Origin of the sequence: Streptomyces avidinii (genome assembly GCF_045161815.1) — a bacterium.
Taxonomy (GTDB): Bacteria; Actinomycetota; Actinomycetes; order Streptomycetales; family Streptomycetaceae; genus Streptomyces; species Streptomyces avidinii.
Genome location: NZ_CP108863.1, coordinates 2603145 through 2622579, shown reverse-complemented (window position 1 = coordinate 2622579; position 19435 = coordinate 2603145). Strand labels below are relative to the sequence as shown.

Annotated in this window: 17 protein-coding genes; 10 read left to right on the top strand and 7 right to left on the bottom strand. The window is 71.4% G+C overall.

Translation table 11 applies throughout. The annotated features are described in order from the left end of the window. Window positions 1-6: 6 nt before the first annotated feature. Window positions 7-939 carry a hypothetical protein gene (locus OG373_RS11265; protein WP_405437905.1) on the top strand — a complete coding sequence of 311 codons (933 nt, stop codon included), beginning with the start codon at window positions 7-9 and terminating at the stop codon, window positions 937-939. 51 nt (window positions 940-990) lie between these two features. On the opposite strand, the gene OG373_RS11260 is transcribed toward OG373_RS11265, so the two are convergent. Further along, window positions 991-1464, bottom strand: a complete 474-nt coding sequence (locus tag OG373_RS11260) for a DUF3093 domain-containing protein (protein WP_405437904.1) — start codon at window positions 1462-1464, stop codon at window positions 991-993. A gap of 58 nt (window positions 1465-1522) precedes the next feature. On the opposite strand from OG373_RS11260, the gene OG373_RS11255 reads away from it, so the two are divergent. The 7 genes from OG373_RS11255 (at window position 1523) to OG373_RS11225 (ending at window position 8253) form a co-directional block, all read left to right on the top strand. Next, window positions 1523-2107 carry a PaaI family thioesterase gene (locus OG373_RS11255; RefSeq protein ID WP_405437902.1) on the top strand — a complete coding sequence of 195 codons (585 nt, stop codon included), beginning with the start codon at window positions 1523-1525 and terminating at the stop codon, window positions 2105-2107. Then, a complete protein-coding gene (gene dut, locus OG373_RS11250) occupies window positions 2107-2652 on the top strand; it encodes a dUTP diphosphatase (RefSeq protein WP_189972789.1) in 546 nt (181 codons plus the stop codon). Before OG373_RS11255 ends, dut begins: the two co-directional genes overlap by 1 nt. Before the next feature lies 1 nt (window position 2653). Then, entirely contained in the window at window positions 2654-3433 is a 780-nt protein-coding gene (locus OG373_RS11245) for a DUF3710 domain-containing protein (RefSeq protein WP_397732185.1), read from the top strand. Window positions 3434-3643: 210 nt separating this feature from the next. Continuing rightward, the gene (locus OG373_RS11240) at window positions 3644-6382 is read left to right on the top strand and encodes a DUF4118 domain-containing protein (RefSeq protein WP_405437898.1); all 2739 of its coding nucleotides are present in this window, start codon (window positions 3644-3646) and stop codon (window positions 6380-6382) included. Next, window positions 6379-7065 carry a response regulator gene (locus tag OG373_RS11235; RefSeq protein ID WP_397732181.1) on the top strand — a complete coding sequence of 229 codons (687 nt, stop codon included), beginning with the start codon at window positions 6379-6381 and terminating at the stop codon, window positions 7063-7065. Before OG373_RS11240 ends, OG373_RS11235 begins: the two co-directional genes overlap by 4 nt. A 24-nt stretch (window positions 7066-7089) precedes the next feature. Continuing rightward, window positions 7090-7509, top strand: a complete 420-nt coding sequence (locus tag OG373_RS11230) for an OB-fold nucleic acid binding domain-containing protein (protein WP_078626234.1) — start codon at window positions 7090-7092, stop codon at window positions 7507-7509. A 3-nt stretch (window positions 7510-7512) separates the two neighbouring features. Beyond that, the gene (locus OG373_RS11225; RefSeq protein ID WP_053173408.1) at window positions 7513-8253 is read left to right on the top strand and encodes a DUF3159 domain-containing protein; all 741 of its coding nucleotides are present in this window, start codon (window positions 7513-7515) and stop codon (window positions 8251-8253) included. A gap of 242 nt (window positions 8254-8495) precedes the next feature. On the opposite strand, the gene OG373_RS11220 is transcribed toward OG373_RS11225, so the two are convergent. Continuing rightward, window positions 8496-9158: a TrkA family potassium uptake protein gene (locus OG373_RS11220; RefSeq protein ID WP_189972784.1), complete on the bottom strand. Its 663-nt coding sequence runs from the start codon at window positions 9156-9158 to the stop codon at window positions 8496-8498. Continuing rightward, on the bottom strand, window positions 9155-9823 hold the full coding sequence (locus tag OG373_RS11215; protein WP_189972891.1) for a TrkA family potassium uptake protein: 669 nt from the start codon (window positions 9821-9823) through the stop codon (window positions 9155-9157). Before OG373_RS11215 ends, OG373_RS11220 begins: the two co-directional genes overlap by 4 nt. 220 nt (window positions 9824-10043) lie before the next feature. Between OG373_RS11215 and OG373_RS11210 the strand changes: the two genes are divergently transcribed. Then, entirely contained in the window at window positions 10044-12107 is a 2064-nt protein-coding gene (locus OG373_RS11210) for an APC family permease (RefSeq protein ID WP_405437895.1), read from the top strand. Window positions 12108-12201: 94 nt separating this feature from the next. After that, on the top strand, window positions 12202-13539 hold the full coding sequence (locus OG373_RS11205; protein WP_405437893.1) for a class I SAM-dependent RNA methyltransferase: 1338 nt from the start codon (window positions 12202-12204) through the stop codon (window positions 13537-13539). A gap of 355 nt (window positions 13540-13894) precedes the next feature. On the opposite strand, the gene OG373_RS11200 is transcribed toward OG373_RS11205, so the two are convergent. The 4 genes from OG373_RS11200 to OG373_RS11185 form a co-directional block, all read right to left on the bottom strand. Further along, the gene (locus OG373_RS11200) at window positions 13895-16399 is read right to left on the bottom strand and encodes an Hsp70 family protein (RefSeq protein ID WP_405437890.1); all 2505 of its coding nucleotides are present in this window, start codon (window positions 16397-16399) and stop codon (window positions 13895-13897) included. Between the two features lie 61 nt (window positions 16400-16460). Further along, window positions 16461-17072, bottom strand: coding sequence for a nucleotide exchange factor GrpE (gene grpE / locus OG373_RS11195; protein WP_405437887.1), 612 nt, complete (start codon window positions 17070-17072; stop codon window positions 16461-16463). Then, window positions 17069-17356, bottom strand: coding sequence for a hypothetical protein (locus OG373_RS11190; protein ID WP_405437885.1), 288 nt, complete (start codon window positions 17354-17356; stop codon window positions 17069-17071). Before OG373_RS11190 ends, grpE begins: the two co-directional genes overlap by 4 nt. Beyond that, complete coding sequence (locus tag OG373_RS11185; protein ID WP_405437883.1) at window positions 17353-19185, bottom strand: hypothetical protein; 1833 nt, start codon at window positions 19183-19185, stop codon at window positions 17353-17355. The genes OG373_RS11190 and OG373_RS11185 overlap by 4 nt, the downstream gene beginning before the upstream one ends. Window positions 19186-19435 lie beyond the last annotated feature (250 nt).

Sequence of the window (19435 nt, the reverse complement as noted above, 5' to 3'; positions counted from 1 at the left end):
TCGGCCGTGGCTGGCTCCACACCATTTCGGAAGGGTCGCTTCCGAAAAACTGGTGATTCGGCGGAGACGCAGGTGGCACCCATGGATCCGGAAACGGGTCCGGGAGCTCCCGGCGGCTCCGCCAGTGCGGCGATAGCCGTGCCCTCCGACACCGCCCCGGCGGTGCCGTCGGCCGCCGATGCCGACGAGGGGTCCCGGCGTGGTTTCGGGGCTCGTCGGATGCAAGCCGTCCGGAACGGTGTACGCAAGGGCGGCGAAACCGTCAGGGGCGCCGCCCTGTACCTCACCGACAGGATCATCGAGAACGCTCCGCGCGTTCCGGTCCGGGACCTCGCGACACTGCGGGCCCATTTCCCGGGCCTCGGCCCCGATCAGCTCGCCGAGAAGCTGATCTCGGGCGCCGCCAACGCCACCTCGACCGTGGGCGCGGGCGTCGGCGCGGCGGCCATGCTGCCGGTACCGCCCGCGATGCCGGCGGAACTGGCCGCCGAGATCACCGCGGTCGCGGCCATCGAACTGAAGCTCATCGCCGAGCTCCACGAGGTCTACGGCCAGCGGCCGCACGGCAACCTCAAGGAACGCAGCTTCGCCTACCTGACCGCCTGGACGGAGGAGCGCGGGGTCGACCTGACCAAGCCGACCACGCTGAACGCGGCGCTCGGCGGGCAGGTGAAGCGCGAACTGCGCCAGCAGATCATGAAGCGGATGTTCCGCAACCTGCCGAACCTCATGCCGTTCATGGTGGGCGCCGCCGTCGGAGCGGTCATGAACCGCCGGGACACCCGCAAACTCGCCGAGAAGGTCCGTGGTGACCTGCGCCGCCGGGCCGTGAGCTGGGAGGCCCTGCGGTCCCTGCCGCCCCTGGAGCACCCCGTACAGCCCCTTCCCGAGGCAACCAGGGCCGCACTGGAGGCCTCGGATCCCTCCGCGCACGGCTGAGGCCCTCCGCCGGGGCCGATCACCCCGGCGCGGACGGCGTGCCCGGGCCGGTCAGGCCGCCGGGGTCGCCGGGGTCCGGGCGGCGAGCAGCGCCGCGGCCAGGGCCTGCGGCTCGCGGGTGGAGACGTAGACGTACGGGGTCGGGTCGGCCGGGTCGGTGATCTCGATCCGGACCGCGGTCGGCACGTAGCTGCGCATCAGCATGAAGGCCCGGGCGTCTGCCTTGTGCGTGCGCCAGGCGCGCGATTCCTCGGCGTCCAGGATCTCGGGCTCGCCCAGGGCCGTCACCGGGATCCGCGCGTTCCCGGCCGCCAGCGCACCTCCCACCACGCGCACGCGCGCGGAGCCGTACGAACTCACCACCAGGCCGGCCAGCGCGGTGCCCCCCACCAGACCGGCCAGCAGCGGCATCGTGCCCAGCGGCAGCAGCATCAGCGCGCAGGCGAGGCCGATGAGTACGGCGATGCCCCACCAGGTGCGGGGGGCGGTCAGACGTTCGTCGTGGTGCGCGGTGGAGAGCTGCATACGGCCAAGCCTGCCACGAGGCGACCGGTGGGTAGCCGCGCGGGTAAGGTCTGCGGCTGTGAGTGGACGAAACACAGCGCTGACGCCCCCGGACGATGCCGCCGCACCGGTCCGGCACCCCGACGCGCCCGCACCCGGCGAGCTCCTCGGTGCGCACTACGAGCACTGCTTCGGCTGCGGCGGGGGCCAGCCCCACGGGCTGCATCTGGCGGCCCGGGCGGGCGAGGGCGTACGCATCACCGCGGAGTTCACCGTCAAGGCCGCGCACCAGGGCGCACCCGGTCTCGCCCACGGCGGCGTGCTCGCCACCGCGCTCGACGAGACGCTCGGTTCCCTGAACTGGCTGCTGCGCGTCATCGCGGTGACGGGACGGCTGGAGACCGACTTCGTCCGGCCCGTGCCGGTGGACACCGTGCTGTACCTGGAGGCCGAGGTCACCGCCGTCGCCGGACGGAAGATCTACTGCACGGCCGTCGGCCGGATAGGCGGACCGCAGGGCCCGGTCGCCGTGCGCGCCGACGCCCTCTTCATCGAGGTGAAGGTCGACCACTTCATCGACAACGGACGGCCCGAGGAGATCCGGGCGGCGATGGCCGACCCGGACCAGGTCAGGCGCGCACGCGCCTTTGAGGTGAACCCCTGATGTCCCAGACCAACCACGACTCCCGCCGGCCGGTCGACGTCCTGATCCGACGCGTCGACCCGGAGGTGCCGATTCCGGCGTACGGGCACCCCGGCGACGCCGGCTGCGACCTCGTCACCACCGAGGCCGCCGAGCTGGAGCCCGGCGAGCGCGCCGTGCTGCCCACCGGAGTCTCGATCGCCCTGCCCGACGGGTACGCGGCCTTCGTGCACCCCCGGTCCGGCCTGGCCGCCCGCTGCGGGCTCGCGCTCGTGAATGCCCCGGGGACGGTGGATGCCGGGTACCGTGGGGAGATCAAGGTGATCGTGGTCAATCTCGACCCTCGCGAGAGCGTCCGGTTCGAGCGTTTCGACCGCATTGCCCAGCTGGTTGTCCAGCGGGTCGAGAAGGTGCGCTTCCACGAGGTGGCGGAACTTCCCGGCTCGGCCCGGGCCGAGGGGGGTTTCGGCTCCACCGGCGGTCATGCGGCCGTGGCCGGATCCGGGGCTGGTCAGCAGGGTGGGAATGGCTACGCTTCGGTCGTAACCGACCGGGAAGGACAGTGACGTGTTCGGACGTCGCAAGAAGAACGACTCCGCCCATGACGGCGGCGCGGCCGAGCAGGTCGTAGACGGCGTCGCCGAGCAGGACGAGGCGGGCGGGCAGGAGAGCGATGCCCAGCCGCGCCGGGTGAACCTGCCGCCGGCCCCGCGGCCCGACGGCCCCTGGGACGTCTCCGAGGTACTCGGGAACCCGGCCGACGGCCGGGTCGACCTGGGCGGCATCCTCGTACCCGGTGTCGAGGGCATGGAGCTGCGCGTCGAGGTCGCCGGTGACGCGATCGTGGCCGCGACCGTGGTCCTCGGCGACAGTGCCGTGCAGCTGCAGGCCTTCGCCGCGCCCAAGAAGGAGGGCATCTGGGGCGAGGTCCGCGAGGAGATCGCCACGGGTATCACCCAGCAGGGCGGCATCATCGACGAGGCCCAGGGTTCGCTGGGCTGGGAGCTGCGCGCACAGGTGCCCGTACCGCTCCCGGACGGGCAGACCGGCGCCCAGCTGGTCCGCTTCGTGGGCGTCGACGGCCCGCGCTGGTTCCTGCGCGGCGTCATCTCCGGCCAGGGCGCGGTGCGTCCCGAATCGGCGGGTGTGCTGGAGCAGATCTTCCGGGACACCGTCGTCGTCCGCGGTGACGGCCCGATGGCTCCCCGCGACCCGATCGTCCTGAAGCTGCCGAACGACGCCCAGATGGTGCCGGACGGCGTGCAGACGGACGACCAGGAGGGCTCCCGCTTCGGCGGCGGCATGGGGCAGCTCGAACGCGGCCCGGAGATCACCGAGGTCCGCTGACCTCGGACGGCCCCCGCGCACAGGGGGGACCGTCATGCGTTTCGGCCGGTGGGCCCTACTCCTTCGGGGTGGGGCCCGCCTGCTTTTCCGCGCCCGTGTCCGCCTCCTGCCCCCGCCCTGGTCCGAGCGGCGTCAGGGATCCGTCAGGGATCGGCGCGGGGGGTGCCGATCGGTGCGTGCGGGGCGTGGACGTCCCGGAGAATGGGGCGCATGGGACGCGGCAAGCTCAGGATCTACCTCGGCGCGGCGCCCGGTGTGGGCAAGACCTACGCGATGCTCTCCGAGGGCCATCGCCGGGTGGAGCGCGGCGCTGACTGCGTCGTCGGCTTCGTCGAGCACCACGGCCGGCCGCGCACGGAGGTCATGCTCCACGGCCTCGAACAGGTGGAGCGCAGGGCCCTGACGTACCGGGGCGCCTCCTTCACCGAGATGGACGTGGACGCCCTGCTCGCCCGCCGGCCCGCCATAGCGCTGGTGGACGAGCTCGCGCACACCAACGTGCCCGGCTCGCGCAACGCCAAGCGCTGGCAGGACGTGGAGGAGCTGCTGCGTGCCGGCATCGACGTCGTGTCCACCGTGAACATCCAGCACCTGGAGTCCCTCGGGGACGTGGTCGAGTCGATCACCGGGGTGCGGCAGCGGGAGACGGTGCCGGACGAGGTGGTCCGCCGGGCCGACCAGGTCGAGCTGGTCGACATGTCCCCGCAGGCACTGCGCCGGCGGATGGCGCACGGGAACATATACCGGCCCGAGAAGGTCGACGCCGCCCTGTCGAACTACTTCCGGCCGGGCAACCTCACCGCGCTGCGCGAGCTCGCGCTGCTGTGGGTGGCCGACCGGGCGGACGAGTACCTCCAGGAGTACCGGGGCGAGCACGACATCCGCTCGACCTGGCAGGCGCGGGAGCGGATCGTGGTCGGGCTCACCGGCGGACCGGAGGGGCGCACCCTGATCCGGCGCGCCGCGCGGATGGCCGCCAAGGGCTCGGGCAGCGAGATCCTCGCCGTCTACATCGCCCGCAGCGACGGGCTGACCGCCGCCTCGCCGAAGGAGCTCGCGGTTCAGCGGACCCTGGTCGAGGACCTGGGCGGAACGTTTCACCATGTGATCGGCGACAACATCCCCGACGCCCTGCTCGCCTTCGCGCGCGGGGTCAACGCCACCCAGATCGTGCTCGGCTCCAGCCGCCGCCGCTCGTGGCAGTACGTCTTCGGCCCCGGTGTCGGCGCGAGCGTCGCCCGTGACTCGGGGCCTGACCTCGACGTGCACATCGTCACCCACGAGGAGGTCGCCAAGGGGCGCGGCCTGCCCGTGGTGCGCTCGGCGGCCCGGCTCGGGCGGCCCCGGATCATGGCCGGCTGGGCGGTCGGGACGATCTTCCCCGTCCTGCTGTGCCTGCTGCTCACGCACGTCGAGGCGGACCTCGGGATCGCCAACGACATGCTGCTCTTCCTGGCGCTGACGGTGGCCGCCGCGCTGCTCGGCGGGCTCTGGCCGGCCCTGGCCTCCGCCGCCCTCGGCTCGCTGCTGCTCAACTACTTCTTCGCGCCGCCGCTGCACCGGTTCACGGTGTCCGACCCCAAGAACATCGTCGCCATCGTCGTCTTCTTCGGGGTGGCCGTCTCGGTGGCCTCGGTGGTGGACCTGGCCGCCCGGCGCACCCACCAGGCGGCCCGGCTGCGCGCCGAGTCCGAGATCCTCTCCTTCCTGGCCGGCAGCGTGCTGCGCGGGGAGACCACCCTGGACGCGCTGCTGGAGCGGGTGCGCGAGACCTTCGCCATGGAGTCCGTGGCGCTGCTGGAGCGGGCGGGCGACGTGGAGCCGTGGAGTCCGGCCGGCAGCGTCGGCCCGAACCCCGCCGCCCGGCCCGAGGACGCCGATGTGGACATGCCCATCGGGGACCACATGGCCCTGGCGCTGTCCGGGCGGGTGCTGCCCGCCGAGGACCGCCGGGTGCTCGGCGCGTTCGCGGCGCAGGCCGCCGTGGTGCTGGACCGCCAGCGGCTGGTCGGCGAGGCCGAGGAGGCCCGCCGGATGGCCGAGGGCAACCGGATCCGCACCGCGCTGCTCGCCGCCGTCAGCCATGACCTCCGTACGCCCCTGGCCTCCATCAAGGCCTCCGTGAGCTCCCTGCGCTCCGCCGACGTGGAGTGGTCCGAGCAGGACCGGGCCGAGCTCCTCGAAGGCATCGAGGACGGCGCCGACCGCCTCGACCACCTGGTGGGCAACCTGCTCGACATGTCCCGGCTGCAGACCGGCACCGTCACCCCGCTGATCCGGGAGATCGACCTCGACGAGGTGGTTCCGATGGCGCTGGGCGGCGTACCGGAGGACAGCGTGGTGCTGGACGTGCCCGAGGTGCTGCCCATGGTGGCGGTGGACCCGGGGCTGCTGGAGCGGACCGTGGCCAACGTGGTGGAGAACGCCGTCAAGTACAGCCCGGCGGGGGAGCGCGTCCTGGTGGCGGCCAGCTGCCTGGGCGACCGGGTCGAGGTACGGGTGGTCGACCGCGGGCGGGGCGTGCCCGACGAGGCCAAGGACCGGATCTTCGCCCCCTTCCAGCGGTACGGGGACGCCCCGCGCGGGGCCGGCGTCGGCCTCGGGCTCGCGGTCGCCCGCGGCTTCGCCGAGGCCATGGAGGGCACCCTGACGGCCGAGGACACCCCCGGGGGCGGGCTGACCATGGTGCTCACGCTGCGCGCCGTGCGCGGCGGCCGGGCACCGGACCGTGCCACCGTGGACGGCGGCGAGAGTGCCGGGGCCGAGAGTGCCGGTGCCGGGGCCGAGGCGGCCGCGGACGCGGGTACGACGGTGGCGCCCACAGCGCCCACAGCGCCCACAGCGCCCACAGGGCCCACAGCGCCCACAGCACCGACAGTACTTACAGAACCGATGGAACTTGATCACGACCGTGATCGGATGACGCGACAGAAGGCAGGACCTCAATGACCCGGGTGCTCGTGGTGGAAGACGAGCCGCAGATCGTCCGAGCGCTTGTGATCAACCTGAAGGCACGCAGGTACGAGGTCGACGCCGCGGCCGACGGCGCCAGCGCGCTGGAGCTCGCGGCGGCCCGCCACCCCGACGTGGTCGTCCTCGACCTCGGGTTGCCCGACATGGACGGCGTCGAGGTGATCAAGGGCCTGCGCGGCTGGACCCGGGTGCCGATCCTCGTCCTCTCCGCCCGGCACAGCTCCGACGAGAAGGTCGAGGCCCTGGACGCGGGCGCCGACGACTACGTCACCAAGCCCTTCGGCATGGACGAGCTGCTGGCGCGGCTGCGCGCCGCCGTCCGCCGGGCGGAGCCGGCCGCGGGCTCCGGTGAGGACGAGGTGATCGTGGAGACCGCCGGTTTCACGGTGGACCTGGCCGCGAAGAAGGCCGTGCGCGAGGGCCGCGACGTACGGCTCACTCCGACCGAGTGGCACCTGCTGGAGGTCCTGGTCCGCAACCGCGGCAAGCTGGTCAGCCAGAAGCAGCTGCTCCAGGAGGTCTGGGGGCCCTCGTACGGCACCGAGACGAACTACCTGCGGGTCTACATGGCCCAACTGCGGCGGAAACTGGAGGCGGACCCCTCGCACCCGCGGCACTTCATCACCGAGCCGGGCATGGGATACCGCTTCGAGCGGTAGTGGGCGCGCCGGTACGCTTCCTGTATGAGTGCTGAACCGCGTCCCGAGAAGCCCGCGAAGCCGGCCAGGCCTGCGGGCCGGTTCCGCCGGATGATTGAGCGGCTGTCCACCTCCCAGGAGGAGCTGCATTCGGCGGAGCTGCAGGAGGACGCAGAAGCCGCGGGGTGTACGCGGATCTGCGACTGCCACGACCGTCAGATAGTCAAGGTGACCGGAACCCTGCGTACGGTCACCCTGCGGCCGCGTGCGGGCGTTCCCGCCCTGGAGGCCGAGCTCTTCGACGGCTCGGCCGCGCTGGACGTGGTCTGGCTCGGGCGTCGCTCGATCGTGGGAATCGAGCCCGGCCGACGCATGATTGCCTCAGGGCGCATCTCCATGACCCACGGCCGTCGGGTGCTCTTCAACCCGAAGTACGAACTCCGCCCGCTCGGACAGGAGCACTGACCGGTGACGTCACTCGACAAACCGACCACCCCGGAACCGACGGGGCCGCGACATGCCGCCGCGCCGTCCGAGGACCAGAAGGCCGTGACCCAGGCGGCGCTCTTCGATGCCTTCGGCGGTGTCCGGGGCACCGTGGAGACGATGCTGCCCGGGCTGCTCTTCGTCATGATCTACACGATCAACAAGGACGTGAAGTGGTCCGCCATCGCGGCCGGCGCGGTCGCCGTCCTGCTGGTGATCGTGCGGCTGCTGCGCAAGGACACCGTCAAGCACGCCTTCAGCGGCGTGTTCGGAGTGGGCGTGGGCGTGGCCTTCGCCCTGTTCACGGGCAGCGCGAAGGGCTTCTACCTGCCGGGCATGATCTACGGCGTCGGCCTGGGCGTGGCCTTCACGGTCTCGGCGCTGGTGGGCTTCCCGCTGCTGGGCGTGATCCTCGGCCCGGTGTTCAAGGAGAACCTGTCCTGGCGCACCCGCAACCCCGGGCGCAAGAAGGCGTACGTCAAGGCCAGCCTGGCCTGGGGCCTGATCTTCCTCGCCAAGTACGCGATCCTCTTCCCGCTGTACTGGTGGGGTGACGCGACGCAGCTGGGCTGGGTGCTGATCGCGCTGAAGCTCCCGCCGATGGTGCTCGCGGTGTACTTCACCTGGGTCTTCCTGGCCAAGGCGCCGCCGCCGATCGACGTGATCGCGGAGTGGGAGGCCAAGGAGGCTGCCGAAGCCGCCGCCAAGGGGCCGAAGGCCTGACGGCCCACAGCTGAGGAAAGGTGCGGGACCGGCCGGGAGGCCGGTCCCGCCCCTTCGCGCTGCCGCGATCCCGGAGGCGGCCCAGGGGTGGGCCGCAGGGCCGGGCCGGGACAGCCGGGGGAGCGAGGGCCCGCGGCGCGGCAGCAAGGTCGCGCAGGGGCGCGTAGGACCGGCTGCGGGAAGCACGAAGGGGGCGCGCCCCGCAGGGCGCGCCCCCTTCGCCGTCGAGCGTGCCCGCAGGGTCAGCGGCGGGCCTGGAGGAGGATCTCGAGCTGTTCCTCACGGGCCTGGGCGGCCACGAAGAGCAGTTCGTCGCCGGGCTCCAGGGTCTCCTCCCCGTGCGGGGTGAGGACCCGGTTGCCCCGGATGATCGTGACCAGCGAGGTGTCCTCGGGCCAGCTGATGTCGCCGATCTGGGTCCCCGCGACCGAGGAGTCGGCCGGCAGGGTCAGCTCGACAAGGTTGGCGTCGCCGTGGCTGAAGCGCAGCAGCCGCACCAGGTCGCCGACGCTGACGGCCTCCTCGACCAGGGCCGACATCAGGCGCGGCGTGGAGACGGCGACGTCGACGCCCCAGGACTCGTTGAAGAGCCACTCGTTCTTCGGGTTGTTGACGCGGGCCACCACGCGCGGGACCCCGTACTCGGTCTTGGCGAGCAGCGAGACGACCAGGTTGACCTTGTCGTCGCCGGTGGCCGCGATGACCACGTTGCAGCGCTGGAGCGCGGCCTCGTCCAGCGAGGTGATCTCGCAGGCGTCGGCCAGCAGCCACTCGGCCTGCGGTACCCGCTCCACCGAGATGGCGGTCGGGGCCTTGTCGACGAGGAGCACCTCGTGGCCGTTCTCCAGCAGTTCGCCCGCGATGGAGCGACCCACCGCACCTGCCCCGGCGATCGCGACCCTCATGCGTGTGCCTCCTCGGGGCCTTCGGCGAATGCCGCCTCGACCTTGTCGATCTCGTCCGTGCGCATCATCACGTGGACGAGGTCGCCCTCCTGCAGGACCGTCGCCGACGTGGGCAGCATCGCCTCGCCCAGGCGGGTGAGGAACGCCACGCGGACGCCCGTCTCCTCCTGGAGCTGGCTGACCTTGTGCCCGATCCACGCGGAGGAGGTGTGCACCTCGGCGAGCTGCACGCCACCGCTCGGGTCGCGCCACAGCGGCTCGGCGCCCGAGGGCAGCAGCCGGCGCAGCATCTGGTCGGCGGTCCAGCGCACGGTGGCGACGGTGGGGATGCCGAGACGCTGGTAGACCTCGGCGCGCTTGGGGTCGTAGATGCGGGCGGCGACGTTCTCGACGCCGAACATCTCACGGGCCACGCGGGCGGCGATGATGTTGGAATTGTCACCACTGCTGACGGCGGCGAAGGCGCCCGCGTCCTCGATTCCCGCCTCCCGCAGGGTGTCCTGGTCGAAGCCGACACCGGTGACGCGGCGGCCGCCGAATCCGGCGCCGAGCCGGCGGAATGCGGTGGGGTCCTGGTCGACGACGGCGACCGTATGCCCCTGCTGTTCCAGGGTTTGCGCGAGGGCGGAGCCCACCCTTCCGCAACCCATGATGACGATGTGCACGGCCGTCCTTCCGGCTGTCAGCGACTCGCTGGTTCCCAGCCTCATTGCATGCTCTGGTTTAACAGGGTCTCAGACCATGGCCCAAGCTACACACGGGCGGTCACCAGTGGGGCCTCTTGCGTCGCAGTCGTGGTGCCGTCGGGGAGGAATTGCGGCGGGATTGCGGTATCAGGGGGTGGGGGGTTCGTCAGTCTGATTTCGAACGCTTACGATCCTCTGCGTGTCCAAACTGACCGACGTGCCCAAACGGATCCTGATCGGCCGGGCGCTACGCAGCGACCGCCTCGGAGAAACACTCCTTCCCAAGCGGATCGCCCTTCCCGTCTTCGCCTCCGACCCGCTGTCGTCCGTGGCATATGCCCCTGGCGAAGTCCTGCTGGTCCTGTCGATCGCGGGCGTGTCGGCGTACCAGTACAGCCCCTGGATCGCACTCGCGGTCGTCGTGCTGATGTTCACCGTCGTGGCGTCCTACCGTCAGAACGTCCACGCCTACCCGAGCGGTGGCGGCGACTACGAGGTCGCCAACACGAATCTCGGACCCAAGGCCGGCCTGACCGTGGCGAGCGCCCTGCTCGTCGACTACGTCCTGACCGTCGCCGTGTCGATCTCCTCCGGAGTCGAGAACCTCGGCTCCGCGGTGCATTTCGTCATCGAGCACAAGGTGCTCTCGGCGACCGTCATGATCCTTCTGCTCACGCTGATGAACCTGCGCGGTGTGAAGGAATCCGGGAAGCTCTTCGCGATCCCGACCTATGTCTTCGTCGCCGCCGTATTCGTCATGATCGGCTGGGGCGCCTGGAAGGGCATCGTCCTCGGCGAGACCCTGACGGCTCCGACCGCAGACCTCGAGATCAAACCCGAGCAACAGGGGCTGGCCGGCTTCGCGATGGTGTTCCTGCTGCTGAGGGCCTTCTCCTCCGGCTGTGCGGCCCTGACCGGCGTCGAGGCCATCAGCAACGGCGTACCCGCCTTCCGCAAGCCGAAGAGCAAGAACGCCGCGTCCACCCTCGCCTACATGGGCGGCCTGGCGGTCACCATGTTCTGCGGGATCATCGGCCTGGCCATGGCCAGCGACGTGAGGATGGCCGAGAACCCCGCCGAGGACCTGCTGGCGAACGGCGTCCCGGTTGGCCCCGAGTACATCCAGAACCCGGTGATCTCGCAGGTGGCCGAGGCCGTCTTCGGTGACGGCAGCTTCCTCTTCGTCCTGCTGGCCGCGGCCACCGCGCTGGTGCTCTTCCTGGCGGCGAACACCGCGTACAACGGCTTCCCGCTGCTCGGCTCGATCCTCGCGCAGGACCGCTACCTTCCGCGCCAGCTGCACACCCGGGGCGACCGGCTCGCCTTCTCCAACGGCATCGTGCTCCTCGCCGGCGCGGCCATCCTGCTCGTCTGGGTCTACGACGCGGACTCGACCAAGCTGATCCAGCTCTACATCGTCGGCGTGTTCGTCTCCTTCACGCTGAGCCAGATCGGCATGGTCCGGCACTGGAACCGCCACCTGAAGACGGAGCGCGAGGTCGCCGCCCGCCGCCGGATGCACCGCTCCCGGGCGATCAACGCCTTCGGCGCCTTCTTCACCGGCATGGTGCTGGTCATCGTCCTCGCCACCAAGTTCACCCACGGCGCGTGGGTGGCCCTGCTCGGCATGCTGATCTTCTACGGCACGATGAGCGCGATCCGTAAGCACTACGACCGCGTCTCCGCCGAGATCGCCGCCGCCGAGGGCCCCAGCGACGACAGCGTGCGGCCCTCCCGGGTCCACTCGATCGTCCTGGTCTCCAAGGTCCACAAGCCCACGCTGCGCGCCCTGGCGTTCGCCAAGCTGACCCGCTCGGACACCCTGGAGGCGCTCAGCATCAGCGTCGACACCGCCGAGACGAAGGCGCTGCGCGAGGAATGGGACCGGCGCGGGATCAACGTCCCGCTCAAGATCCTCGACTCGCCGTACCGGGAGATCACCCGCCCTGTGGTGGAGTACGTCAAGGGGCTGCGCAGCGAGAACCCGCGCGACGCGGTCAGCGTCTACATCCCCGAGTACGTCGTCGGCCGCTGGTACGAACACCTCCTGCACAACCAGAGCGCGCTGCGCCTCAAGGGCCGGCTGCTCTTCACGCCCGGCGTGATGGTCACCTCGGTGCCCTACCAGCTGGAGTCCTCGGAGCTCGCCAAGAAGCGGGCGAAGAAGCGCCAGGACTGGAACGCCCCGGGCGCCGTGCGCCGGGGCCCGGTGGACACGCCCCGGCCGCCGCGGCCGCCGAAGGAGCCCACCCCGAAGGGCTGAGCAGGGTGGTGAACGGCCGGACGAGATCCACGTAAACTGGTGGGTCGGTCGTCCGGCCGTTTTCCGTTGTTTCAGTTTTTGGAGTCTCCCCACCATGACGAGCGTCGAGCAGAACGAGAAGCAGTCACTGGTCGGGGAGGAGTACGAGGTCGAGGTCGGCCCCGTCGCACACGGTGGTCACTGCATCGCCCGTACCGAGGACGGCCGCGTCCTGTTCGTCCGCCACACCCTGCCCGGTGAGAAGGTCGTCGCCAAGGTCACCGAGGGCGACGTGGACTCCCGCTACCTGCGAGCCGACGCGATCACCGTGCTCGACGCCTCCAAGGACCGCGTGGAGGCCCCCTGCCCGTACGCCGGCCCCGGCAAGTGCGGCGGCTGCGACTGGCAGCACGCGAAGCCCGGCGCCCAGCGCCGGCTCAAGGGCGAGGTCGTCGCCGAGCAGCTGAAGCGGCTCGCCGGCCTCACCCCTGAGGAAGCGGGCTGGGACGGCACCGTGATGCCCGCCGAGGGCGACAAGCTGCCGGCCGGGCAGGTGCCGCAGTGGCGCACCCGCGTGCAGTTCGCCATCGACGAGGACGGCACCGTCGGCCTGCGCCGCCACCGCTCGCACGAGATCGAGGCCATCGAGCACTGCATGATCGCGGCGCCGGGCGTCAGCGAACTGGGCATCGAGAAGCAGGACTGGCCCCAGATGGCCACGGTCGAGGCGATCGCCGCGACCGGCTCCCAGGACCGCCAGGTCGTCCTCACCCCCCGCCCCGGCGGCCGCCTCCCGCTCGTCGAGCTGGACAAGCCGGTCTCCGTCCTGCGCGTGGAGGAGAAGGACGGCGGCGTCCACCGCGTCCACGGCCGCCCCTTCGTACGGGAGCGCGCGGACGGCCGTACGTACCGCGTCGGCATGGGCGGCTTCTGGCAGGTCCACCCGCAGGCCGCGGACACCCTGATCAAGGCCGTCATGCAGGGCCTGATGCCGCGCAAGGGCGAGATGGCCCTCGACCTCTACTGCGGCGTCGGCATCTTCGCGGGCGCCCTCGCGGAACGCCTGGGCGAGACCGGGGCCGTCCTCGGCATCGAGTCGACGAAGCGCGCGGTGGAGGACGCCCGCCACAACCTGGCGGACTTCCCGCGGGTCCGCATCGAGCAGGGCAAGGTCGAGCAGATCCTCCCGAAGACGGGGATCACGGAGTGCGACCTGGTCGTCCTGGACCCCCCGCGCGCGGGCGCGGGCAAGCAGACGGTCCGCCACATCACGGGCCTCTCGGCACGCCGCGTCGCGTACGTGGCATGCGACCCGGCGGCCCTGGCCCGCGACCTGGGCTACTTCAAGGAAAACGGCTACAAGGTCCGCACCCTGCGCGTCTTCGACCTCTTCCCGATGACCCACCACGTGGAGTGCGTGGCGATCCTGGAGCCGATCCGCGACGAGGTCTGACCTGCGGTTGCGCGGCGGTCGCCGTTCGCTTCACCTGTTTTCGCCCGTCCAACAGGTGAAGCGCGAGGCTGGTTGGCCATACACCCCTGACCTGCGGACTCATCGGGGGTCAATGGCGGCGGTGCAAGCCGTGGCTGCACACCCCTCAGAGTCTTGACGCTCGTTCTGAAAGCCCATCACATTGGGCGGGCGGGGTTCGGCGTCCCCGTGTGGCTCGGCTGACACGGGGACGTGGTTGTCGGGGCGTCCGGCGCCAATCGGCTGTACGTTTTCCTCGGCCTGGCGGCTGAGGGCGAGCACTCGTCCGGGCGCGATGCATTGCGTTGTCAAGCGACCTGACTGTCCCCGGAATCGATCACCGCCGGGACGGCAGGACACTCACCACTGCAGTGGGATCGCCGCCGTTCGCCAACAGTCCACGACCCTGCTCGCCGAGCCGCCCGAGGCGGACGAGCTGGATGTCCAGGGAGCCCGGATCGCCGTCTTCCACCGCGCCGAGCAGAGCGTCGCGGGCGGCCAGGACCTCGCTGCGCAAGGTCGCGGGGTAGGCGTCCTGTTCGGCGAAGCGGATGGTGAAGAGTGCGGTCCGGACCGCCGGGTCGATACTGGTCCAGAGCTTGTCCACGTGGTCCGCGGCCGCCCGCATCCCGTCCGTGTTCATGGCCTCGCGTGCGTCCTTGGCCTCCTCGGCCGCTTTCTGCATGTCCTGCACGAGCGACTGCGGCAGGAGCCCGCACCCGCCCCGGGCGACGATTCCCGCGCCGGCCTGGGCGCTCCGGGTCCGCTGGCACAGCTCCAGAGTGTCGCGGGCGGAGTCCAGCAGGCCGTCCAAGGATCGGTTCAGGGGCTCTCCCCGGCTCAGGGCCCCGAGATCGACCTTGATCTCGGTGAGCGCGTCGTTCTCGGCATGCGTCAGTTCCTGCTTCCAAGTGGCCAGGAACTCGTCGTAGCGCGCCTGGAGGGCCGCGGCCTTCCGGACGACCGACTCGGAGACCATGGTGCGCCGCAGCCGGGCACCGCGCCATTCCTCGGAGCCGATGCGGTACTGCAAGTCGATGGTCCGGTCGGCGTCGAGCCGCACCCGAAGGGTGAGCGGCACATCGCCCCGGAGGCCGTCGGGGTGCGTGTCGACGAAGCCTCCGCAGAACTCGTTGCGTTGTGCCGAGCGCCGGTGCGGCCCCTCCCAGAGGTTGAACCGTACGGAAGTGCTGTGGGCTCCGCAGATCTTGAGGGTGTCCACCTGGTGCCATTCCGTCGGATACGGGGTGCCGCCGGGGAAGAGAACCTCCACGCTGTGATCCTCCAGCTCGACGCCGATGTCCTGGGCCGTGATCTGCTGAGGGAGGGCGGTCCCGAAGTCGCCGTCGCAAAACGAGCAGGCGCTGAGGCCGGGAGCGTTGACCAGATTGCAGGAGGGGCACTTCAGGCCGCCCGTGTCCAGCGGCGCATCGCAGTCGAGGCACATGCTCGCGTTGGCGGGGTTGTCGTCACGGCCGCACGCCGGGCATTCGGAACGGGTGACCGCCGGGGCGGCCGCGCGCAGTCCGGACAAGTCCGTGGCGCACACGGGGCAGGCGGGGGTGAGTTCGGGGGCGGGGACGTGACAGCCGGGGCAGTCGACCGTGGGCGCACCGAGCAGCGGGGCGGCACAGTCGGGGCAGGCCTCTGAGTTGATGGGAATGCCCTCGGTGGTGCAGGTCTCGGAGGGGCAGTCGAGGGCGTCGAGGAGACCCGCCTCCACGGCGGCACCGTGGGCGACGGCCGTCATGGGGTCCACCGCGTCCGACACGGCGTCTTCGCCGAAGAGATCCTGGAGGCTGCGCCGGACGGCCGGAACGAGGGTGGAACCGCCGACCAGCAGGACCCGCTGGACGTCCTCGGGCGTCCCGCTGTACTCCTTCAGCACCGTCTCGACCGTCTCCCGCATCTTGCGCAGGTGCCCGGCCAAGAGCTCCTCGAAGTCGGCGCGCCGCACCGATCCGGACCAGGAGCCGCCCTGCCGGCCGAGCGGGGCGAGCACGACGTCGGCGACGTCCTGCCCGGACAGTTCGATCTTCGCCCGCTCGGCGGCGGCCCGGATACGGGACGCATCGCCGTCTCCGTCGAGATCGCGTCCGACGAGTTCCTTCCGCAGGTGGCCGTCGAGCAGCGCGTCGAAGTCGGCACCGCCGAGGAGGTTGTCCCCGCCGAGTCCGGCTACGGAGAAGAAGCCGGGACCGAGCGTCAGGAGCGACACGTCGAACGTACCGCCGCCCAGGTCGAAGACGAGCACGGTGGCGTAGTCCTTGAGACCGTCCTCGCCCGGGCGCACTCCGAAGGCGTGCGCGGCTGCGGTCGGCTCCTGCACGATCCGCGCCACGTGGAAGCCGGCGAGCCGCCCGGCCTGGCGCACCGCGTCGAACTGGGGCTCGGCGAAGTATGCGGGCACCGTGATCACCGCGCGCCGGAACGGTACGCCCGCCTCGTCCTCGGCGTCCTTCCTGAGCCGGCGGAGCAGAATGGCGGAGATCTGCACCGGGGAGAGGTAATGCTCGCCGAGCCGGACCTCGACGGTGCCGTCGGGGCCCTTACGGACGGGCGGGGCGTCCTCGGGCCGCGTCTTCAGCGCCTGCTGGACGAGTTCGTCGTCCCAGCGCCGCCCGATCAGGCGCTTGACCTCCGTGATCACCGAACGTGGATCCCCGGAGCGCCAGTTCAGGGCTTCCTGCCCGACGAGCAGGGCACCGAACGGGTCGATCCCGACGGCCGAGGGGGTTGCTCGGCCGCCGTCCCGGTTGGGCAGGACGACGGGGACACCGTCGCGCATCCAGGCCGTGACGGAGTTGGTGGTGCCGAGGTCGATGCCGAGAGTCCGGTGCATGACGGGGTACTTCCTGATCGTCGTGGTACGGCGGAGGTGATCGTGCGCGGCCGGTGCATGGTCAGGAGCGGCGGGAGCGTCGTGCCCGCCCGGCCGACGACTTGCGCGGAAGGCGCCGCTGGGAGCGGGTGGTACGCCGGGGCTGAGCCCGTCCGCTCGTCGCCTGAGCGACGGACTCGGGTACGGACTCGGGTACGGGCTCCGGGGCGGGCCCCGGCACTGAGACGACCACGTGCGCGGGACGCAGGGTGGCGGAGCCCAGCCGGAACCCGGTGACCTGCTCCCGCAGCACGGTGCCGTTCGGCCGGGTCGGATGCGGATGCGTCCCGACGACGAGCATCTCCGCGGGATCGGCGGCCCTGCCCACGACCTTCATGGGGCTGACGTCGTACCGGGCGAACTCGCCGCGCAGCATGAGATGGGCCGCTTCGATCTGCCCGCCCAGCGCAGCGGCGGCCGAGGCGGTCTCGCGGGCGGACCGCGCCTCGTGCAGGGCGCCGACCCGGCGGCGGGTGTCGGCGAGCAGGTCGTCCAACGGCAGCAGCGAGGTCAGGAGGGCCTGCAGCCGGGCTTCGGCCTCGTCGCGCTTGCCGGACAGGGCGGCGACCCTGCGCCGCAGTTTGTCGAGCTCGGACGCCGGGCCGTCGGCGTGGCTGGGGGAGGGACCTGTCATGGGCGTTCCTCGGTGCGAGGGTGGGGCAGGGGCGGGGTGAGCATCTCGGCCACGAGCGCGGCGACCGGGGTGTGGGAGTTCTGGTTGGCCCGTTGGACGAGTGCGTGCCTGCCCGGGTCCTTCCGTGCCGAGGCGGCCAGCTCCCGAGCCGCCTGTTTTCGGAGCTCCAGGGGCCGGGCGCCGAGCGGGGTCCCGGGGACGAGCTCGTGGAGCGTGGGGCCGAACCAGGGCAGTGCGGGCGGTTCGGTACCGGTGTGGTGCGGCGAAGGCGCGCCAGTGGTCAAAAGAGGGTGTCCTGTTCGGTGTCGACGTGGCGGCGGTGGCGGGGGACCGGGCCGAAGAGTGTGCCCTGGGCCGGCAGCCCGGCGCCGACCCGCTCCGCGCAGGTTCGGTCCCGAAGCGCGCCACCGTGGTCTCCCGCTTGCTCGCGTGCACGTGCGCGGTTGAGGTAAGCGGCTTCCACGACTTGGTCGAAGCGTGCGCTGATTCCCGTCCGCATCAGGTCCTGGAGGAACAGTTCGATGACGTCCGTCGGGGAGGCGGTCTCCTCCAGGTGCTCGGCGAGGCGGAGGAGCGCCTCGTGAAGCGCCTCCCTGACATGGCCGTGGTTGAGGCTTGAGATCTTCGCGGCCGAGTTCAGCAGTGCGACACGGCGTTCCAGGCCGGCGCGGGTCTCCTCGGCGCCCGCGTTCAGCGCCGCGGTGACCAGGAGGCCCACGAGCCTGTCGTCGATGAGCCCCTTGCCGTCCGCTCCCTCCGGGCCGTCGTACCGGAACATCTCCCGGACGGCGCTCCGTGCCTCGGCCGTACACCCGCGAGTGGCCGCGGCCACGGCCTGCTCGGCGTGGTGCGCCTCCAGCCACAGCCGGGCCGGAGCGCAGTCCGGCGCGCGGACGAGTAGGTGCCGCACCTCGTCGACCAGAATTTCGTCCCCCGTGTACGCGCCGCCGAGGGCCTGCTCCAGGTCCCGCGTCAAGTGGCCGTCGAGACCCGCCCGGGCTGCCGGGTCGGCAGGCGCCACGGCCAGGGCGCGCGTGAATCGGCTCCGGCTCTGCCGAGGGTCGGAACGCTCGACTCTCCTGCCCTCCCGGACCAGTTCGGCGGTCAGTTCCGAGGCCAGGGAGGTGTCCTGGGGCAGGAGGGCGTGGGCCTGCTCGAGACCGGCGATCCGCACGAGGGGCGAGTAGTCGCGCCCGGTACGGCTCCGTCCCACGTTCCTTCCCGCCTGGAGGACGGCCGCCCGCTCGTCGTCCCTGAGGGTGTGTCCGAGCCATACCGCCGCATCGAGGTCGGCGAGGGCCTCGCTCCACTTGCCGGCCCGAGCCAGGTCCCGGCCGCGGCCCGCGAGAGCCAGGGCCAGGGGTACGACGCACGCGTCATGACCGGGCAGGTCAGCCGGCAGGGAGTCGGGGTGACGGGCGTCGTAGGCAGTGAGGAGCTCGGTGCCGCGGCCGTTGCGGACCAGGTAGTCGGAAATCTGCTCGAGAGTGGCCAGGGCGTGCGGTCCGGCGTCCGTAGGAAGGTCGGCGAAGAAGACCGCACCGTCCTTACGCTCGGCGTCCCAAGCCGTCCTCCAGGCGGAAAGGACGTCCCGCCCGGCCCGGACGTCCAGGGCGTGCAGCAGGCTGGTGACGCGTCCACCCAGCTGAGCGAGGGCCTCTTCCCAGATCGCGTCGGGCACGGGTTCGCCCCGCCGCTCGGTGAGCAGAGCGCGGAAGTCACCCGGGTCCTCATCGTCCAGGAGGTACGCCCACAGCACGATCACGACCGCCGCGGTGCGAGCATCGGTGTGCCGCTCTTCGTGAGCCAGCTCACGAAGAGCGGAAACGGCGAGGGCGTGGAGGATTCCTGTGTCCGCTTCCACCAGGCCGAAGTCGGGGCACTGGCGCAGTACCTCCGGCCAGTTCCCGACCCGCGCGGCCAGCGCAGCGAGGAGAGTGCTGTGGCGAACGGCGCCGGGCCCGATGTCGGGTACGCCGAACTCGTGGCGTAACCGCTGCAGAATCGGTTGCACGATGTCGAACTCAGCGTTCAGGAAGGCTTGTACGGCGGCGTCCAGCAGTGATTCGGCGGTGATGTCCCGGCCGGGGCCACCGCTCTCGTCCACCTGCATGTGCTGCCGCCCTCTGGATCCCCCACGTATCAAGAACCACCGTAGGGAGGTGTGTTGGCGACGTCAACGCGCTTCTTGGCAGGCCGGTCGATCTTGGCGTGATTCCACCTTTGGGGGTGAGGCTGTCCACGTACGGAACTGGCCCGCCCCGACTTCGTAGTGGGGCGCGAGGAATGGGCGCCCTTCGTGGGGTTCGTGGCGGGGAGTGAACGACCGGTGTGCAGCCCGCGACGGCGGCACACCGACCCGG

Excerpts from the sequence above, each read along its gene's own strand:
- OG373_RS11240 (WP_405437898.1), top strand. The coding sequence starts at position 3,644 with ATGGGACGCGGCAAGCTCAGGATCTACCTCGGCGCGGCGCCCGGTGTG.
- OG373_RS11205 (WP_405437893.1), top strand. The coding sequence starts at position 12,202 with ATGACGAGCGTCGAGCAGAACGAGAAGCAGTCACTGGTCGGGGAGGAG.
- OG373_RS11200 (WP_405437890.1), bottom strand. The coding sequence starts at position 16,399 with ATGCACCGGACTCTCGGCATCGACCTCGGCACCACCAACTCCGTCACG.
- OG373_RS11235 (WP_397732181.1), top strand. The coding sequence starts at position 6,379 with ATGACCCGGGTGCTCGTGGTGGAAGACGAGCCGCAGATCGTCCGAGCG.
- grpE (WP_405437887.1), bottom strand. The coding sequence starts at position 17,072 with ATGACAGGTCCCTCCCCCAGCCACGCCGACGGCCCGGCGTCCGAGCTC.
- OG373_RS11185 (WP_405437883.1), bottom strand. The coding sequence starts at position 19,185 with ATGCAGGTGGACGAGAGCGGTGGCCCCGGCCGGGACATCACCGCCGAA.
- OG373_RS11260 (WP_405437904.1), bottom strand. The coding sequence starts at position 1,464 with ATGCAGCTCTCCACCGCGCACCACGACGAACGTCTGACCGCCCCCCGC.
- dut (WP_189972789.1), top strand. The coding sequence starts at position 2,107 with ATGTCCCAGACCAACCACGACTCCCGCCGGCCGGTCGACGTCCTGATC.
- OG373_RS11220 (WP_189972784.1), bottom strand. The coding sequence starts at position 9,158 with ATGAGGGTCGCGATCGCCGGGGCAGGTGCGGTGGGTCGCTCCATCGCG.
- OG373_RS11230 (WP_078626234.1), top strand. The coding sequence starts at position 7,090 with ATGAGTGCTGAACCGCGTCCCGAGAAGCCCGCGAAGCCGGCCAGGCCT.